The sequence below is a fragment of the Polaribacter sp. Asnod6-C07 genome (genome assembly GCF_045063625.1).
Taxonomy (GTDB): domain Bacteria; phylum Bacteroidota; class Bacteroidia; order Flavobacteriales; family Flavobacteriaceae; genus Polaribacter; species Polaribacter vadi_A.
Genome location: NZ_JBEFOF010000005.1, coordinates 2,631,370 through 2,648,662, shown reverse-complemented (window position 1 = coordinate 2,648,662; position 17,293 = coordinate 2,631,370). Strand labels below are relative to the sequence as shown.

Sequence of the window (17,293 nt, the reverse complement as noted above, 5' to 3'; positions counted from 1 at the left end):
GAACTATAATCTATTTATTTATTATATGTTTGACAACAGCATATTATCTACTTAATACACATAAATATACCTGTCAGTTTTAAAATGTTTGTAAAAAAGGAAAAAGAATAATTATTTATGATTGGGGGATTTTAAATAATCTACTTCTAAAACCTAAATTAAACAAAACTACTGGCAGGTTTTATTTTAAATAACGCTACACAAACTTTACCCTAAAAAAAGTAAAACTCTTATTACGAAAAGTAATCAAATAACTGGTTTAAGTATTTTTCTTTAACGACATTAAAATGATTATTTTCGCTTCATGAAATTAGTTTTTGCCACAAACAACCTTAACAAATTGGCTGAAGTTCAAAAAATGCTGCCAACATCAATTGACTTATTAAGTTTAAAAGACATAAATTGTTTTGATGAAATTGATGAAACTGAAGCAACTTTAGAAGGCAATGCCAAATTAAAAGCAGATTATATTACCCATAAATTTGGTTACAATTGTTTTGCTGATGATACAGGTTTAGAAGTTGAAAGTTTAGGAGGAAAACCAGGAGTTTATTCTGCACGTTTTGCTGGTGAGCCTGCCAATTCTGAAAATAATATGCAAAAATTATTATCAGAATTACAAGCTAAAGAGAACAAAAAAGCACAATTTAGAACTGCTGTTGCTTTAAACTTAGATGATGAAAAATTTCTTTTTGAAGGCATTTGTAAAGGTGATATTTTAACCGAAAAACAAGGCGAAAAAGGTTTTGGTTACGACCCCATTTTTAAACCTGAAGGATACAAGTTGTCTTTTGCAGAAATGAGTTCTGAAGAAAAAAATAAAATTTCTCATAGAGGAATTGCAATTCAGAAATTAGTCGCTTTTTTATCTGATTATAAAAAATAGGTTTCAATTAGATGAAACCTAAAAGTTTTAAATGAAAAACAAATCTTACACAAAACACTTTATCTTATTATCAGTATTTCTGATATTCTTGTTTTTTGTAAATATTAGTTTGGGTTCAGTTTCTATTCCTTTAAAAGATATTTTAAATACGCTTTTAGGTGGTATTTCATCCAAAGAAAGTTGGACAACAATTATTTTAAATTTTAGATTACCAAAAGCAATAACTGCAATTTTAGTTGGTTCTGGGTTGTCTATTTGTGGTTTGTTAATGCAAACTTTATTTAGAAATCCGTTAGCAGGTCCTTTTGTATTAGGTATTTCTTCTGGAGCAAGTTTAGGTGTTGCTATTTTAATTTTAGGTTCGTCTGTTTTTGGAGGATTTTTATTTACCAATTCTATATCTAATTGGTCTTTGCCAATTGCTGCTAGCTTAGGTGCTTTTTTAGTGTTATCTGCAGTAATTATTGCCGCAAATAAAGTAAAAAACACAATGTCTATTTTAATTATTGGTTTAATGTTTGGCTCCTTAACTTCTGCAATAATTAGTGTTTTAGCTTACTTTTCTGAAGCTGACCAAATTCAACAATATTTATTTTGGAGTTTTGGTAGTTTAGGAAATTTAAGTTGGAATGAAATTTTAATTTTTTCTATAATTTATAGTATTGGAATTCTTGCAACTTTAACAATCATAAAACCTTTAAACAGTTTTTTATTGGGCGAAAATTATGCAAAAAGTTTAGGCATCAACATTAAAAAAAGTAGAAACATAATTTTATTAATAACCAGCATTTTAACTGGTGTTATTACTGCTTTTTCTGGCCCTATTGCTTTTGTGGGTTTGGCTGTACCTCATATTACAAGAATGTTTTTTACAACGTCTAATCATAAAATATTAATACCAGCTGTAGCCATTTTGGGTGCTATTATTCTATTGATTTGCGATGCTATTGCACAATTACCAACAAGCGAATTTACGCTACCAATTAATGCAATCACATCACTTTTTGGTGCTCCTGTTGTTATTTGGTTGTTAGTTAGAAAAAAGAAGATTTATGTATAATCTATTTACAATAGTAGTAATCTTTGAAACTTTTTAAATTTTGAAACATCATAAAAACATCATCTTAAAAACTGAAAATCTAAGCATAGGTTATCAAGATAAAAAAGCGCAAAACATTGTAGCTTCTAAGATAGATATTGCTATAGAAAAAAGAAAATTAGTTGCAGTTTTAGGCAAAAATGGTATAGGTAAATCAACGTTATTAAGAACAATTTCTAAAGTTCAAAAAGTATTAAAAGGCGAGGTTTTTATCAATCAAAAAAATATTGACAGATTTACAAATAAAGAGCTTTCTACAGTTTTAAGTTTGGTTTTAACGGAACGTTTACCAGAAAGTCAAATTACGGTTTTTGAGCTCATAGCACTTGGAAGACAACCCTACACCAATTGGATTGATAAACTTTCAGAAAATGACTTAGAAAAAATAAACTGGGCAATTGATCAGACAGAAATTGATCACCTAAAAGAAAAGTTTTTTTATGAACTGAGTGATGGTCAATTACAAAGAGTACTAATTGCAAGAGCTTTAGCACAAGACACTGATATTATTATTTTAGATGAACCCACAGCTCATTTAGATTTGCATCATACCATTAAAATTTTTGATTTACTAAAAAAGTTGGTCAAAGAGACTTCTAAAACGATAATTTTATCTTCTCATGAAGTAAATTTGTGTATTAAATTTGCTGATGAAATTGTCTTATTCACAGATTCCAAAATACATTCAGGAACCCCTGCAGAACTCATAGAAAATGAAGCTTTTGATAATTTGTTTCCAAACGACATCGTTAATTTTAACAAAAAGTTAGAGCAATTTATTATAAACAAGTCTTAATTTTGATTTCGCTGTTACTTTTTATTACTTTTGGTAACAAATTAATTCAAATTAATCACATTTTTTAATCGATGAAAAAAATACTGTACGTTGCTAGTGCAATTGCTTTTATGGCATGTAGTTCTAGTAAAGACGCATCTAATGAGGATGCAAATGTAGACCAAGCTGCAAAATACGCAAAAACTATTACTGCCAAAGATTTAGGAACTCACCTTTTTACTTATGCTTCAGATGAATTTGAAGGAAGAGAAACTGGAGAACCTGGACAGAAAAAAGCAGTTGAATATTTAAAGAATTTCTATGTAAATAAAGGTATAGTTTCACCAATTGGAAGTGATGATTATTTTCAAGAAGTACCTGCAGAATGGATTAACAAAAATACACGTCGTGGAAAATTTAAAGATTCTGAAAATGTATTGGCTTTTATAAAAGGTACAGAAAAACCAGATGAAATTGTAGTTATTTCTGCACACTTAGATCACGAAGGAGTTAAAGATGGAGTAGTTTATAATGGCGCAGATGATGATGGTTCTGGAACTGTTGCTATTTTAGAAATTGCTGAAGCTTTTAAAATGGCTGCAGATGCAGGTAAAGGTCCAAAACGTTCTATTTTATTTTTACACGTTACTGGTGAAGAAAAAGGCTTGTTAGGTTCTAAATATTATACTGAAAACCCAATTTTTCCTATTGCAAATACAGTTTGCGATTTAAACATTGATATGATTGGTAGAATTGATGAAAGACATAAAGAAAATCCAAATTATGTATATTTAATTGGTTCTGATAAGTTAAGTACAGAATTGCATAATTTATCAGAAGAAATAAATACAAAGTACACAAACATTTCTTTAGATTACAAGTATAATGATGAGAAAGATCCAAATCGTTTTTACTATAGATCAGATCATTACAACTTTGCAAAACATAATGTGCCTATTATATTTTATTTTAATGGAACGCATGCAGATTACCACAAACCTTCTGACACACCAGACAAAATTAACTATGAATTATTAGAAAATAGAACACGCTTGGTTTTTCATACAGCTTGGGAAGTTGCCAATAAAGAAACAAGAATTATAGCTGATAAAGCTGAAGTTAAAAAAGAAGAAAAAACAAAGTAATTTACTTTTTGTTTTCTAAAAATAAAAAACCAAGCAATTTAAATTGCTTGGTTTTTTTTGTACTTAAAAAGTTCTTGAAATTAAATATAGAACTTATTTATTTGTTTAGATGTTTTCTGCTAACCAATCTCCTACTTCTTTTGTTCCATAAGCTTTACCTCCATCTGCTAAATCTTCTGTAACAATTCCTTTGTCTAAAGCATTGTTTACAGCATCTCTAATTGCTTTACCTTCTTCTTGTAAACCAAAGTTTTCGAACATCATTGCTGCAGATAAAACTGTAGCCATTGGGTTTGCAATATTTAATCCTGTTGCTTGTGGATAAGAACCGTGAATTGGCTCAAATAAACCAATATCAGAACCTAAAGATGAACTTGAAATTAGGTAAAATATTATATTCTTTTTTTTATTAAAATAACTAAATTTGTTAAAAAAGATAATGAAAAAAATTACACTTCTTATTATATTAATCCATCAGTTATTATTTACTCAAGTTAATTTCTCTGAAGCTAATAAACTAATTGATAGAACAGTTTCTTCTAATTTAGTTACATCTATGGTTTCTGTTGATTTAAATAATAATGGATTTAATGAGATTGTTATTGGCTCTTATTATGATAATAAGATTCATTTTTATAAAAATATTAATGGAAATATTCAACATTTTCAAAGAGAAATTTTAACGTATGACCCTGATGGCTCTTATTACTCTAATTTTAATATTTTTCCTAAAGATTTAAATAATGACGGATTAGTTGATTTATTAGTAACCAATGAGTTTAAAAATACTACTTCTTGGTATGAAAATCTAGGAGATTATAAGTTTTCTAACGAAATTATTATTGATAATAGTTTAAAAAAACCAACTTCAGTTGTCGCTGAGGATATTGATAAAGATGGAGATATTGACATTATAGTTGGTTCTGAAGATGAGGTAATTTTATTTGATAACTCTGGAAATAATTCTTTTTTATCAAAAAAAGTTTTGTTTAATAATAATTATGGTAGTAGTAAGTTATTACTTAAAGATTTAAACAATAATGGCTTTTTAGATGTTATAAATGGAGAGCCATCAGGTAGTATATATTGGATTAAAAATATTGATGGAATCAATTTTAGTGACAAAATATTTGCTGCTCAGACCTCAGGTGATGGTTATGAATTTGATTTCCTTGACATTAACAATGATTCTTATTTAGATTTATTTTTCGTATCTCATTATGATGATCATATTTCCTATAGATTAAACGAACAAGGAAGTTCCTTTTCAAATAATAATATTGTTGTTGGTGATAAAGTTGAAGATATATATAATATAAAAATATTAGATTTTAATAAAGATGGAAAAAATGATATTATAGCAACCACAAAAAGTAGTGGTAAAATTGGTTGGTTCAAGCAAGAAGATGTTAGCGAATTTTCCAATTTTATTGAAATCTCTAACAATGTTTCTAGTGTAAAACATTTTATTTTAAAAGATTTAACTCAAAATGGTAATTTAGAAATAATAACAGCAAGTAATAATAAAAATTTAATTTCAAAGTTTGAAATAGACCCAAGTACTAATATTTACCAAAAAACCTTGATACAATTCCCTATGTCTCCAGCCTTTGTTGTAAAAATTCAAGACTTGGATAATGATGGGAAAAATGACATAATTTCTGGTTTTAATTCTGTTGTTTATAATAAAAACTATGGTGATAATATTTTTTCTTCTCAAATTCTAATATCAGAAAGTATTGGAAATTTAGTTACTGATATAGAGTTTTTTGATTTTGACCAAGATGGATTTATAGATATAGTTGCAGGAAGACAAGATAAATTAGAGTTTTACAAAAACAATAATGGTACAAAATTTAGTTTAGAAAAAATAATTACTATTGAATATTTTGTAGAAGAAATTGAATTGAAAGACGTAGATAGTGATGGAATTGAAGATCTTTTAATTGCTCATAATTCTGGATTTTATCCTTTAAGTAAAATAATAAATAAACTAAATTTTAACTTTGAAAACATAGCTCCAATATATGAATCAAATTACGGATATTATAAGGATTTTTCATTTAAAAGTGCTGATGTAGATAATGACGGAGATAATGATATAATAGTTGGTGAAAAAGATAAAAGTATATTGAAATTTTTTCGAAATGATGGCTTAGGAAATTTTGCAGAAAGTATTATTGCTTCATCCGTTTACTGTAGTGATATTGATCTTGGTGATATTGATAATAATGGTACCATAGATATTGTAGTATCTGGAGACAATGATTATTCCCAAAACAGTTTGAACATTTTTATGAGTTCAATTTCTAATAATCAAAACAATCCTGTTTTTAATAAAATTTTTATTGATCAACAGAGTCTTCAATCAATAGTATTAGGTGACATAAATAATGATAGTTACTTGGATATTGTTGGAACAGTTTATCATCCATCTGGAGATGGAGATCAGATATTATATTATCTTTTCAATGGTAATCAATTTGAAAATCAAGTGGCAATTGAATCACCTGGAAACTTAGGAAGTTTAGATAAAAATGCTTCTTTAGGAGATTTAAATAATGATGGTAAATTAGACATTATATCTACGGATTACTTAAATAGTACCGTAAAATATTTTATAAATTCATCTACCTTATCAATTGACAAAATTACAGATAATAAGAATTCATATTTTAATATTTATCCAAACCCTAGTTCTGGATATATAAATTGGAATTCAGAATTAAATTTTTCAGAAATTCAAATTTATAATACTATTGGAAAAGAAGTTCATAAAATAAATAAAATTAACCCCATATCAGCAAGTTTAAATATTAGTTTCCTTAACAAAGGTGTATACTATTTAAAAGCTGAAACTAATGATGGTAGTAATTATTTTACTAAATTAATTATAAAATAATATATAAAAAAAGCACTCAAAATGGAGTGCTTTTTTATAAATATATGTAAACTAAGCTTCTAAATATTCTCAGCTAACCAATCTCCTACTTCTTTTGTACCATAAGCTTTACCTCCATCTGCTAAATCTTCTGTAACAATTCCTTTGTCTAAAGCATTGTTTACAGCATCTCTAATTGCTTTACCTTCTTCTTGTAAACCAAAGTTTTCGAACATCATTGCTGCAGATAATACTGTAGCCATTGGGTTTGCAATATTTAACCCTGTTGCTTGTGGATAAGAACCGTGAATTGGTTCAAATAAACCAATATCAGAACCTAAAGAAGCACTTGGCATTAAGCCCATAGAACCAGAAATTACAGAAGCTTCATCAGTTAAAATATCTCCAAATAAGTTTTCAGTAATTAAAACATCGTAACTATTTGGCCATTGTACTAAACGCATTGCAACAGCATCAACAAACTCATAAGAAACCTCAACTTCTGGATAATCTTTTTCCATAGCTTGTACAGTTTCTCTCCATAATCTTGATGTTTCTAAAACGTTTGCTTTATCTACACAACATAATTTTTTACCACGAGTCATTGCAAGTTCAAAACCTTTTACAGCTAATCTTTTAACCTCATCTCTTGTATAAACACAATTATCGAAAGCAGTTTCACCTTCATCTCTTCTACCTTTTTCTCCAAAGTAAATACCACCAGTTAATTCACGTAAAAATACCAAATCAGTACCTTCAATTCGTTCTCTTTTTAAAGGAGATTTATCTAACAAAGAAGGAAACGTAAACGTTGGTCTTACGTTTGCAAATAAACCTAATTTCTTACGCATTTTTAATAATCCTTGTTCTGGACGAACTTTTGCAGAAGGATCATTATCAAATCTTGGATGTCCAATTGCACCAAATAATACAGCATCAGAAGCAACACAAATTTCATGTGTTTCATCTGGATAAGGTTCTCCAACTGCATCAATAGCTGCAGCTCCTGTTAAAGCTGGTTTCCAATTGATTTCGTGATTGAATTTTTTAGCAATTGCATCAGATACTTTTACTGCTTGGTCAATTACTTCAGGACCAATTCCATCTCCTGCTAATAATGCGATATTTAATTTCATTTCTTTTTAATTTTTGTCATCTCGACTTTATGAGAGATCTTTTTGATTAATTATATTTATTGAGATTTTTCGACTTCACTTCGTTTCGCTCAAAATGACAACTTCAAGCTTCCATCTTCAAAACCTCTGTTTTATATTATATTCAACATTTTCTCTGTAGCTTTTATTGCAGATACTGTTTGATCTGAATCTAAACCTCGAGATATAAATTCTTTTTCTTCACTCTTCCAAGTTATAATAGTTTCACACAACGCATCAGAATGACTCCCTGGTGGAATTCTAACGGCGTAATCTATTAAATCTGGTAAATCTTTTTTGCTATGTGTTTTGTACAATTTACGCAATGCATTCATAAATGCATCAAATTGTCCATCTCCTTGTGCATGCGCTTCGTATAAAACTCCTTCTACTTTTAATTGTAAAGTTGTAGAAGGTTTCATTCCTTTTGCATGTCCTAAAACATAGTTTTCTACAACAACACGTTTTTCTATGGTGTCACTGTCTAAAACATCAGAAATAATATAGGGTAAGTCGTCTTGAGAAACCACTTCTTTTTTATCTCCTAATTCTATGATTCTTTGGGTAACTTTTTTAAGTTCTTCGTCATTTAAACTTAAACCTAAATCTTGTAAATTTTTCTGAATATTTGCTTTTCCTGAAGTTTTACCTAAAGCATATTTACGTTTTCTTCCAAAACGTTCTGGCATTAAATCGTTAAAATAAAGATTGTTTTTATTATCTCCATCTGCATGAATTCCTGCAGTTTGTGTGAACACATTTGCTCCAACAACTGGCTTATTTACAGGGATACGAAACCCAGAAAAAGTTTCTACTAACTTACTTACTTTATTTAATGCTTTTTCGTTAGTGTTGATTTTCACATCCTCTAAAAAATCATTAATTACTGCAATTACACTAGCCATAGGTGCATTTCCTGCACGTTCACCCATCCCATTTATGGTTAAATGCAAACCATTTACACCTGCTTTAACAGCTTCCATAACATTAGCAACTCCTAAATCGTAATCATTATGACCATGAAAATCGAAATGAGCAGTTGGGTATTTTTCTCGAACTTCATTTATAAAACTAAAAGTTTCATCATGCGTTAACACACCTAAAGTATCAGGTAATAAAATTCGTTCTACATTTTGATTTACTAAGAAATCTAAATATTCAAAAACGTATTCTTTAGAAGTACGCATTCCATTAGACCAATCTTCTAAATAAACATTGGTTTTTATATTATGCTTTGCAGCCAACTCTATAGTTGCTTTTATATCTGCAAAATGTTGTTGTGGTGTTTTTTTAAGTTGATGTGTTAAGTGATTTAAAGAACCTTTTGTTAGTAAATTCTGAACTTTTGCACCAGAAGCAATCATCCAATCTATAGATGTTCCTCCATCAACAAAAGTTAACACTTCTATTTTATCTAAAAGATTTTCTGAATCTGCCCAAGAAGTTATTTTTTTAACAGCTTCTAACTCACCTTCAGAAACTCTTGCAGATGCAATTTCTATTCGATCTACTTTAAGTTCTTCTAAAAGTAATTTGGCAATTGTTAATTTCTCTGAAACTGAAAACGACACTCCTGATGTTTGTTCTCCATCACGCAGTGTCGTATCCATTATTTCTATTGTTCTCTTTGTCATTTATATCAACTTGAAAAAAAGATTCTTTTTATTGTTTTATAGTTTCCTCTATTTCGTTATTACTTTACTCAGAATGACATTTTTAATAGAAAACTATTTTATTAAAATGGTCTTGTTTCTGCAAATGCAGAAATTTCGTTTTCGATATTTTTTAAATAATCGATATCATCAAAACCATTTAACATATTGTCTTTTTTGTATGTATTAATTACAAAAGATTCAGACTCCCCAGTTGCAACTAAAGTTACAGTTTGGTTGGGTAAATCTACTTTAATTTCTGCTTTAGGATCTGCCATAATTGCTGCAAATAAAGTATCTGCAAACTCAGCTGAAACTTGTACAGGTAAAACCCCAACATTTAAACAGTTATTTTTAAAGATATCTGCAAATGCTGATGAAATAACACAACGTAATCCAAAATCGTACACAGACCAAGCTGCATGCTCTCTAGAAGAACCAGAACCAAAATTTCTACCTCCAACTAAAATTTTAGAACCTGCATAAATTTCTTTATTTAAAGGAAAATCTGCTTTTGGTGTTCCATCTTGTTCAAATCTCCAATCACGGAAAAAGTTAATATCAAAATCCTTACGCTCAGTTGCTTTTAAGAAACGAGCAGGAATGATTTGATCTGTATCTACATTTTCTGTAGGTAAAGGATATGCTGTACTTGTAAGTACGTCAAATTTATCGTAAGCCATTGTTTTCTTTATTAAGCGTTTGAGTTTAAAATTGTTCTTGGATCTGTAACTACACCTTCTACTGCAGATGCTGCAGCAACTAAAGGAGAAGCTAATAATGTTCTAGATCCTGGTCCTTGTCTTCCTTCGAAGTTTCTGTTTGATGTTGAAACTGATAATTTTCCTGAAGGAATTTTATCATCATTCATTGCTAAACAAGCAGAACAACCTGGTTCTCTTAAAACAAAACCTGCATCTGTGATTATTTTATCTAATCCTTCAGCTTGTATTTGATCTACTACTTTGTGAGATCCTGGAACTAACCAAGCAGTAACATTGTCTGCTTTTTGTCTTCCTTCTACAATAGAACAAAATGCTCTAAAATCTTCTATACGTCCGTTTGTACAAGAACCTAAGAATACAAAGTCTATTTCTTTACCAATCATAGAATCACCTTCGTTAAAAGACATATATCCTAAAGATTTTTTATAAGTATCTACTCCACCTTCTACATTTTCTGCTAAAGGAATAGATTTAGTTACTCCAATTCCCATACCAGGATTTGTACCATAAGTAATCATTGGTTCTATATCTGATGCTTCATAATTAAATTCTACATCAAATTCTGCTCCTTCTTCTGTATATAAAGTTTCCCAATATTTCATTGCCTTGTCCCAATCTGCTCCTTTAGGAGTTTGAGCACGGCCTTTTAAATATTCGAAAGTTTTTGCATCTGGTGCAATCATACCACCTCTTGCTCCCATTTCTATAGACAAATTACAAACTGTCATTCGTCCTTCCATAGTCATGTCTTCAAAAACATCTCCTGCATATTCTACAAAATATCCAGTAGCACCAGAAGTAGTTTGTTGTGCAATAATGTATAAAGCTACATCTTTTGCAGTAACTCCTAAACCTAATTTACCATTTACGTTAATACGCATTTTTTTAGGTTTTGGCTGCATGATACATTGTGTAGACAATACCATTTCTACTTCAGAAGTACCAATACCAAAGGCAATAGCACCAAAAGCACCATGGGTAGATGTATGAGAATCTCCACAAACAATTGTTGCTCCAGGTAACGTAATTCCGTTTTCTGGTCCAACAACGTGTACAATTCCGTTATTTACATCTCCTAAACCCCAATGCGAAATTCCGTGTTTTTCAGAATTTTTTTCTAAAGCATCTAACTGATTTGCAGACAATGCATCTTCTACAGGTAAATGTTGATTTATGGTTGGTGTGTTATGATCTGCTGTTGCAAATGTACGTTCTGGATATACTACACTGTTTCCTCTACTTTCTAATCCTAAAAAAGCTACAGGACTTGTAACTTCATGGATAAAATGACGATCTATAAAAAACACATCTGGTCCGTCTTTTACGCTACGTACTACATGTGAGTCCCATACTTTGTCAAATAATGTTTTTGCCATTTTTTTACTTTATTTCTTGATTATTAAAATCTAAAATCAAAAATAAGGTATTCTTCCATTTTTGGGATTGCTTAAAGGATTCACTGTATTATATTCAACTGTTAAAAGAACACTTATTGTTTTGTTTTTTAGACTTTTAACCTAATTTAAAATACGATGTCTATTTAATTTGTATGTGCTGATTTTTTTAAAGGGTTAATTTACAATCCAATTATTTTGAAAAAGATATCTGTAAGTTTTAGATAAACAAAATCTGAAATATCACTTTTTTAGTTCGTCTTAAATTACTTGAAAAGTTATGGTTATTAAAATTTTAACTCGCTATAAAATTTTAATTAAATCTAATGGATCTTCTAAAATATATTTTGCTCCACTTAAAATTAATTCTTCTTTGGTTCTGTACCCCCAATCAACGCCTACAGGATACATATTTGCCTTTTTAGCAGTTAGAATATCTACATCTGTGTCTCCTACAAAAATTAATTGTTCTGTAGGTATGGCTAACTTTTCACTAATTTCTAAAGCAACAGTAGGGTTTGGTTTTTTTAAGGCTTCTAATTTTAAACCTTCTACAACTTCAAAGTTCCATTTAGGAAATACCGCTTTTACAACTTTCTTAGTGAGTTTATCTGCTTTATTAGAAAACACAGCTAATTTTAGTTTACGAGCAGTTAACTCATCTAATAAATTACTAATATTAGGATACATAGCTGTTTTAATTGTGCAATTATCTTGATAAACGGCTAACATTTCATTAAAACAACGATTGATCCATTCTTCATTCTGATTTTCTTGAGGTAAAGCTTTTACCACCAAATCTCTAACACCATGACCTATAAAACTTTGGCACTCCTGAATGCTAAGTGTTGGAAAGTTATGCTTTTTTAACACTGTATTTATTGCATTGGTAATATCTCCTAGAGAATTTACAAGTGTACCATCTAAATCAAAAATTACTCCTTTAAACATTTTCTTTTTTATTTTTAATAAGCTACAAATTTATAGATTATTATTGCATATGGGTGTTGTAATTAATTTTTTGAAGGATAAAATCAAGTTTTTTATAGAGGTTTATTGATAAGTTAGGATTTGTGATTTCTTGCGAAATGTAATAAAAGTCGAGAATTCTTTAAGTATTTTTCTTTGAAGTTTCTAAAAAATTTTGAGTTGAAAACATAATTTTATTTTGAAACAAAATGTTATGATAAGCTTGTTGAAGAATCATAATTTATTTCCATTTATGAAAAGAAACAAAATTTAGAATAATTTTATTTTTCTTAAATTCTACTTTTTATTCCATTATCATGTCCAGACCATTTCACTCTTGGGACACTTGCCATTCCATAAAAATTGAATTTCTACGAAAAATAAAAGTAGGTCGTTTTTAGAAAGTTAGTTACCTTTTCTGTTGATAAATTTGATGTTATTATTTAAAAATGGAATACTTTATAAGATAGATTAATTGTAAATTTATTTCATCAAATTCTTCCTATTTGCTATGAAAGACTTATTTGATTATGTAAAAACGTCCGAAGAAATTACGCTTATAAAAAGCTGTGTTTTTCATTACGAAATGGAGTTTATTCATCCGTTTTTAGATGAAAATGGAAGATTGGTCAGGTTGTGGCAAACGCATATTTTAATACAAGAATATCCTGTTTTTGAGTTTATTCCATTTGAAACTTTAATCAGTAAAAACCAAAACACATATTACAAAGCACTTTCTGAAAGTGATAAGATTGGCTGTTATTGATATTTCATTGGAAGATATATTAGACTTTAATCAAAGAATTTTTACTCAAAAAGAACGCTTGCGTATTTTGTATCACTAAATAAAACGCCTTTTTCTAGAAAAGATTATCTGACTGTTTTTAAAGATATTTCTTCTGCAACTGCAAGTCGAGATTTAAAAAATGGTGTTGCTCAACATCTTATTATAAAAATTGGTGAGAAGAATAAAACTGTTTATCAAATTAATTAGAGATCACTTAGTAAACTCGCAAAGACATACTAATTTCTTATTTTAGTAGCCTCTGCAATTAAAGCTGTTTTTGCATTTGTTTCATCTGTAGATAAAGTACTGTTTATTAAATTAGAACTTTCGTAAGCATCTGTAGCTAAATTGTAGAGTTCTTCTGTGCCATCATCGTACTTTATGTATTTATATGTCGCATTTCTAATAGTATAAGCATCTTCTTTTTCTGAATATACATATTCTCTTTTTGTAGCATTTGCATCTGTAAATAAATCATAAAAACTTTTACTATTATGAAGTTCTGAAGTTGAAACCCCAGTAATATTACCAATTGTAGTATATAAATCTGTGGAGTTTATTAATGCAGTTTCTCTAACCCCCATTCTATTTACACCTAATCCAGAAATTATCATTGGTACATTAACACCTCCTTGATACAAGCTTCCTTTTGCAGTTCTTCTTCCATAAGGAGATTGTACTACTTGGCCTGGAGTTCCATTATCACCAATAAAAATAATAATGGTATTTGCTTTTTCTTCATCTGACATGCTATTAATTAATCTTCCCATTTCTGTATCTAAAGCTTCTAAGGCAGATAAATAATAAGGCAAAGGGTTTGCATCTATAGTTGTTTGATCTGTAGATAAATTTCCTTGAGAATGTAAGTTGTTAGGAGCCAAATGAAATGGTGTGTGTGGTGCTGTATATGCCACCCACAAAAACCAAGGTTTTGTTTGTGCAGCTTTCCAATCTATGGCTAAATCTGTTAATTTAGTTGTCATATAATCTGTGTTTGTTGCACTTACTCCATCTTCTATTAAAGGCCAGCTATAATAATCTTGCACTCCACCACTTTTAATACCAGCAAAATAATCTACACCCATAGTTTCAGCATCATTAGTATCATTAGAAATGTGCCATTTTCCAAAAATTGCTGATGCATATGCAGCATTGGTATTGTTAGAAATATATTTTTGAATAGAGGTTTCTGAAGTAGAAATTTGATCTCCAACTTCTATAACACCTGTATTGTTGCCATATTTACCTGTAATAATAGATGCTCTTGTTGGAGAACATACAGCGTAAGTCCAAACATTATCAAACGTTATTCCTGAGTTCATTAAACTTTGTAGATTTGGCATATTTGCTTTAGAGATTCCTTCTGAATAGTTAGGAATTGCATCTTTACTTACATCATCTGCAATAACCAATAAAATATTTGGTTTTGAAGCATTTACAGGAGTATCAATATCATCAACTTCATTATCTCTGTTTTCAGAAGGAGAACTACAGTTGAATAATAAAATACTTAACAATAAACTTATAATTAAAGATACTCTCATAAAAAATAGTTTATTATTTGACTTGTAAAATTAAAAATAGTTTAAAAATCTTATTATTTATATGTAACAAAAAGTATATTTCAGTCGTCTAAAGTAATGAATCTACTTTATCTATCAACCTTATGAAAAAACTATTCTTCACTTTTTTATCTCTAATATTACTAGTTAGTTGTACTTCACAAAAAAATTCTGAGGAATTTATTAATACAACTTCTGGACGCTATTTATTTAATGCCAATGAAGTTTTAGAAATTTATTTTGAAGATGCAATTATGCACGCAAAATGGCGTGGAACTGATGCAGAATTACTAAAAGTAAACGATAGTTCTTTTTATATGAAAGAACTAAATGAGAAAATGCTTTTTGTAAGTCAGCCAAAAATGCATATTGAATTAGATCCAAAAACTGAACATAAAGGCACTTTATATCATTTTAAAAAATTGAATGCTGAAGAAAAAACAGCAGGTGAATATTTTAAAGCCAAAGAATACAACAAAGCATTATTAGCTTTTAAAGCAATACAAACTAATGATTCTACAAATTATCTTATTAGAGAAAGAAGTTTAAATAGTTGGGGATATCGTTTTGTTAGAGAAAAGAATTATGATGCTGCTTTAGAAATTTTTAAAATAAATTCTGAATTATACCCTAATAGTTCAAATGTTTTTAATAGTTTAGGTGAAGCTTATTTCTTAAAAAAGGATACTGCTAATGCAATCATTAGCTTTAAAAAATCGTTAGCTGTTAATCCTGAGAATAGAAATTCTGAGCAATTTTTAAAGAAATTAACCAAATAGAATGACATTAGAAGAATTAAAATACCCAATAGGTAAAATTGATATTCCTGAACAAATTACCAAAAAACATATAGAAAACTGGATTTCTGACATTGAACGTTTTCCTCACGAATTAGAGTTTTTAGTAAGAGAATTATCAGACAATCAATTAGAAATACCTTATAGAGAAGGTGGCTGGACAATAAGACAAGTTATACATCATTCTTACGACAGTCATCATAATTCTTATATGCGTTTTAAATGGGCTTTAACCGAAAATGAACCTGTTATAAAAGCCTACGATGAAAAACTTTGGGCAAAATTAAGTGACTCTAAATCTGCACCAATTTTACCAACTTTAGATGCTTTAAAAGGCTTGCATGCTAAATGGGTGTATTTATTACAGGGTTTAAGTGAAGAAGAATTGCAAAAGGCTTTTATTCATCCTGATGGAAATAAACGCGTTACTTTACAAGAAAATATAGGTATTTATGCTTGGCATTGTCAACATCATTATGCACATATAGAGCAATTAATGATTCGCGAAGGCTGGAAATAAATTCTTTACATTTTTGCAAAATTACCTATCTTTAAAAACTTAATTTAGAGATAATGAAAACTGCACAAGAATATTTTGATGAATATGCAATAAGTCATCAAAACGAAACCAACCAAGCCATACATTATATTTGTGTGCCATTAATATTTTTTAGTGTTATTGGTTTGCTGATGAGTATTCCTATTACTTTTTTAGAGAATACTTTAGGTTTATACAATCCACTTATAGAAAATTGGGCTGTAGTTGTTACAGTTGTCATTTCTATATTTTATTTACGTTTGGGTTTTTGGTATTTTGCTGAAATGCTTTTTGTAATTCTATTGTCTATTATTGGCAACTTCTGGATTAGCAATAACTTCAATTTATTTTATGTTTCTATTGCCATTTTTGTTTTGGCTTGGATTGGCCAGTTTTACGGACATAAAGTAGAAGGTGCAAAACCATCTTTCTTAAAAGATTTAGAGTTTTTATTGATTGGCCCTCTTTGGGTGATTCAAAAATTGGGCAAGAAACCTAAAAAAGAAACCGAATAAAAAAATTACATGAAAGACGAAATTACCTTCGAAGATTTTTTGAAAGTTGATATTAGAACTGGTACAATAATAGAAGTGAACGATTTTCCGAAAGCTAGAAAACCCGCCTATCAACTTAAGATTGATTTTGGTGCTTTAGGCATTAAAAAATCGAGTGCTCAAATCACAGATTTATATACAAAAGACGAATTATTAAATAAACAAATTTCTGCAATCGTAAATTTTAAACCTAGACAGATTGCTAATTTTATGAGTGAAGTTTTGGTTATAGGTGTTTATAATACAGAAGATAAAGTAGTTTTACTACAGCCATCTAAAACCATTAAAAATGGAGAACAGGTTAGTTAAGACAGTTGGCAGTTTGCAGTTTGCAGTTTGCAGTTTGCAGTTTGCAGTTTGCAGTTTGCAAAAATA

At 29.2% G+C, this 17,293-nt stretch carries 16 protein-coding genes and 1 pseudogene; 10 read left to right on the top strand and 7 right to left on the bottom strand.

What is annotated here, in order from left to right; translation table 11 throughout:
• Nucleotides 1-304 precede the first annotated feature (304 nt).
• The 4 genes from ACJJVK_RS11360 to ACJJVK_RS11345 all read left to right on the top strand — a co-directional run bounded on the left by ACJJVK_RS11360 (nucleotide 305) and on the right by ACJJVK_RS11345 (nucleotide 3,905).
• Entirely contained in the window at nucleotides 305-886 is a 582-nt protein-coding gene (locus ACJJVK_RS11360) for a non-canonical purine NTP diphosphatase (protein WP_405566073.1), read from the top strand.
• Nucleotides 887-917: 31 nt separating this feature from the next.
• Complete coding sequence (locus ACJJVK_RS11355; protein ID WP_405566071.1) at nucleotides 918-1,946, top strand: FecCD family ABC transporter permease; 1,029 nt, start codon at nucleotides 918-920, stop codon at nucleotides 1,944-1,946.
• Between the two features lie 37 nt (nucleotides 1,947-1,983).
• A complete protein-coding gene (locus ACJJVK_RS11350; RefSeq protein ID WP_405568361.1) occupies nucleotides 1,984-2,781 on the top strand; it encodes an ABC transporter ATP-binding protein in 798 nt (265 codons plus the stop codon).
• Nucleotides 2,782-2,852: 71 nt separating this feature from the next.
• Nucleotides 2,853-3,905: a M28 family metallopeptidase gene (locus ACJJVK_RS11345; RefSeq protein WP_405566070.1), complete on the top strand. Its 1,053-nt coding sequence runs from the start codon at nucleotides 2,853-2,855 to the stop codon at nucleotides 3,903-3,905.
• A 105-nt stretch (nucleotides 3,906-4,010) separates the two neighbouring features.
• On the opposite strand, the pseudogene ACJJVK_RS11340 reads toward ACJJVK_RS11345, so the two are convergent.
• Nucleotides 4,011-4,289: pseudogene (locus ACJJVK_RS11340) on the bottom strand (isocitrate/isopropylmalate family dehydrogenase); the annotation flags it as partial.
• A gap of 55 nt (nucleotides 4,290-4,344) precedes the next feature.
• On the opposite strand from ACJJVK_RS11340, the gene ACJJVK_RS11335 reads away from it, so the two are divergent.
• Entirely contained in the window at nucleotides 4,345-6,807 is a 2,463-nt protein-coding gene (locus ACJJVK_RS11335) for an FG-GAP-like repeat-containing protein (RefSeq protein ID WP_405566068.1), read from the top strand.
• 59 nt (nucleotides 6,808-6,866) lie between these two features.
• On the opposite strand, the gene leuB is transcribed toward ACJJVK_RS11335, so the two are convergent.
• The 5 genes from leuB to ACJJVK_RS11310 all read right to left on the bottom strand — a co-directional run bounded on the left by leuB (nucleotide 6,867) and on the right by ACJJVK_RS11310 (nucleotide 12,662).
• Complete coding sequence (gene leuB / locus ACJJVK_RS11330) at nucleotides 6,867-7,922, bottom strand: 3-isopropylmalate dehydrogenase (RefSeq protein WP_405566066.1); 1,056 nt, start codon at nucleotides 7,920-7,922, stop codon at nucleotides 6,867-6,869.
• A 131-nt stretch (nucleotides 7,923-8,053) separates the two neighbouring features.
• A complete protein-coding gene (locus tag ACJJVK_RS11325; protein ID WP_405566064.1) occupies nucleotides 8,054-9,574 on the bottom strand; it encodes an alpha-isopropylmalate synthase regulatory domain-containing protein in 1,521 nt (506 codons plus the stop codon).
• Between the two features lie 101 nt (nucleotides 9,575-9,675).
• Nucleotides 9,676-10,275 (bottom strand): 3-isopropylmalate dehydratase small subunit, encoded by a 600-nt coding sequence (gene leuD / locus ACJJVK_RS11320; RefSeq protein ID WP_405566062.1) that lies wholly within the window; start codon nucleotides 10,273-10,275, stop codon nucleotides 9,676-9,678.
• A gap of 11 nt (nucleotides 10,276-10,286) precedes the next feature.
• A complete protein-coding gene (gene leuC / locus ACJJVK_RS11315) occupies nucleotides 10,287-11,693 on the bottom strand; it encodes a 3-isopropylmalate dehydratase large subunit (RefSeq protein ID WP_405566060.1) in 1,407 nt (468 codons plus the stop codon).
• Between the two features lie 321 nt (nucleotides 11,694-12,014).
• Nucleotides 12,015-12,662: an HAD family hydrolase gene (locus ACJJVK_RS11310; RefSeq protein WP_405566058.1), complete on the bottom strand. Its 648-nt coding sequence runs from the start codon at nucleotides 12,660-12,662 to the stop codon at nucleotides 12,015-12,017.
• A gap of 529 nt (nucleotides 12,663-13,191) precedes the next feature.
• On the opposite strand from ACJJVK_RS11310, the gene ACJJVK_RS11305 reads away from it, so the two are divergent.
• On the top strand, nucleotides 13,192-13,446 hold the full coding sequence (locus ACJJVK_RS11305) for a Fic family protein (protein ID WP_405566057.1): 255 nt from the start codon (nucleotides 13,192-13,194) through the stop codon (nucleotides 13,444-13,446).
• A 257-nt stretch (nucleotides 13,447-13,703) separates the two neighbouring features.
• On the opposite strand, the gene ACJJVK_RS11300 is transcribed toward ACJJVK_RS11305, so the two are convergent.
• The gene (locus ACJJVK_RS11300; RefSeq protein ID WP_405566055.1) at nucleotides 13,704-15,011 is read right to left on the bottom strand and encodes a sulfatase-like hydrolase/transferase; all 1,308 of its coding nucleotides are present in this window, start codon (nucleotides 15,009-15,011) and stop codon (nucleotides 13,704-13,706) included.
• 122 nt (nucleotides 15,012-15,133) lie between these two features.
• Between ACJJVK_RS11300 and ACJJVK_RS11295 the strand changes: the two genes are divergently transcribed.
• The 4 genes from ACJJVK_RS11295 to ACJJVK_RS11280 are packed head-to-tail and all read left to right on the top strand — an operon-like array spanning nucleotide 15,134 to nucleotide 17,227.
• Nucleotides 15,134-15,808 carry a tetratricopeptide repeat protein gene (locus ACJJVK_RS11295; protein ID WP_405566053.1) on the top strand — a complete coding sequence of 225 codons (675 nt, stop codon included), beginning with the start codon at nucleotides 15,134-15,136 and terminating at the stop codon, nucleotides 15,806-15,808.
• Nucleotide 15,809: 1 nt separating this feature from the next.
• A complete protein-coding gene (locus ACJJVK_RS11290) occupies nucleotides 15,810-16,346 on the top strand; it encodes a YfiT family bacillithiol transferase (RefSeq protein WP_405566051.1) in 537 nt (178 codons plus the stop codon).
• Between the two features lie 53 nt (nucleotides 16,347-16,399).
• Nucleotides 16,400-16,879, top strand: a complete 480-nt coding sequence (locus tag ACJJVK_RS11285) for a DUF962 domain-containing protein (protein WP_405566049.1) — start codon at nucleotides 16,400-16,402, stop codon at nucleotides 16,877-16,879.
• Between the two features lie 9 nt (nucleotides 16,880-16,888).
• The gene (locus ACJJVK_RS11280) at nucleotides 16,889-17,227 is read left to right on the top strand and encodes a tRNA-binding protein (RefSeq protein ID WP_405566047.1); all 339 of its coding nucleotides are present in this window, start codon (nucleotides 16,889-16,891) and stop codon (nucleotides 17,225-17,227) included.
• Nucleotides 17,228-17,293 lie beyond the last annotated feature (66 nt).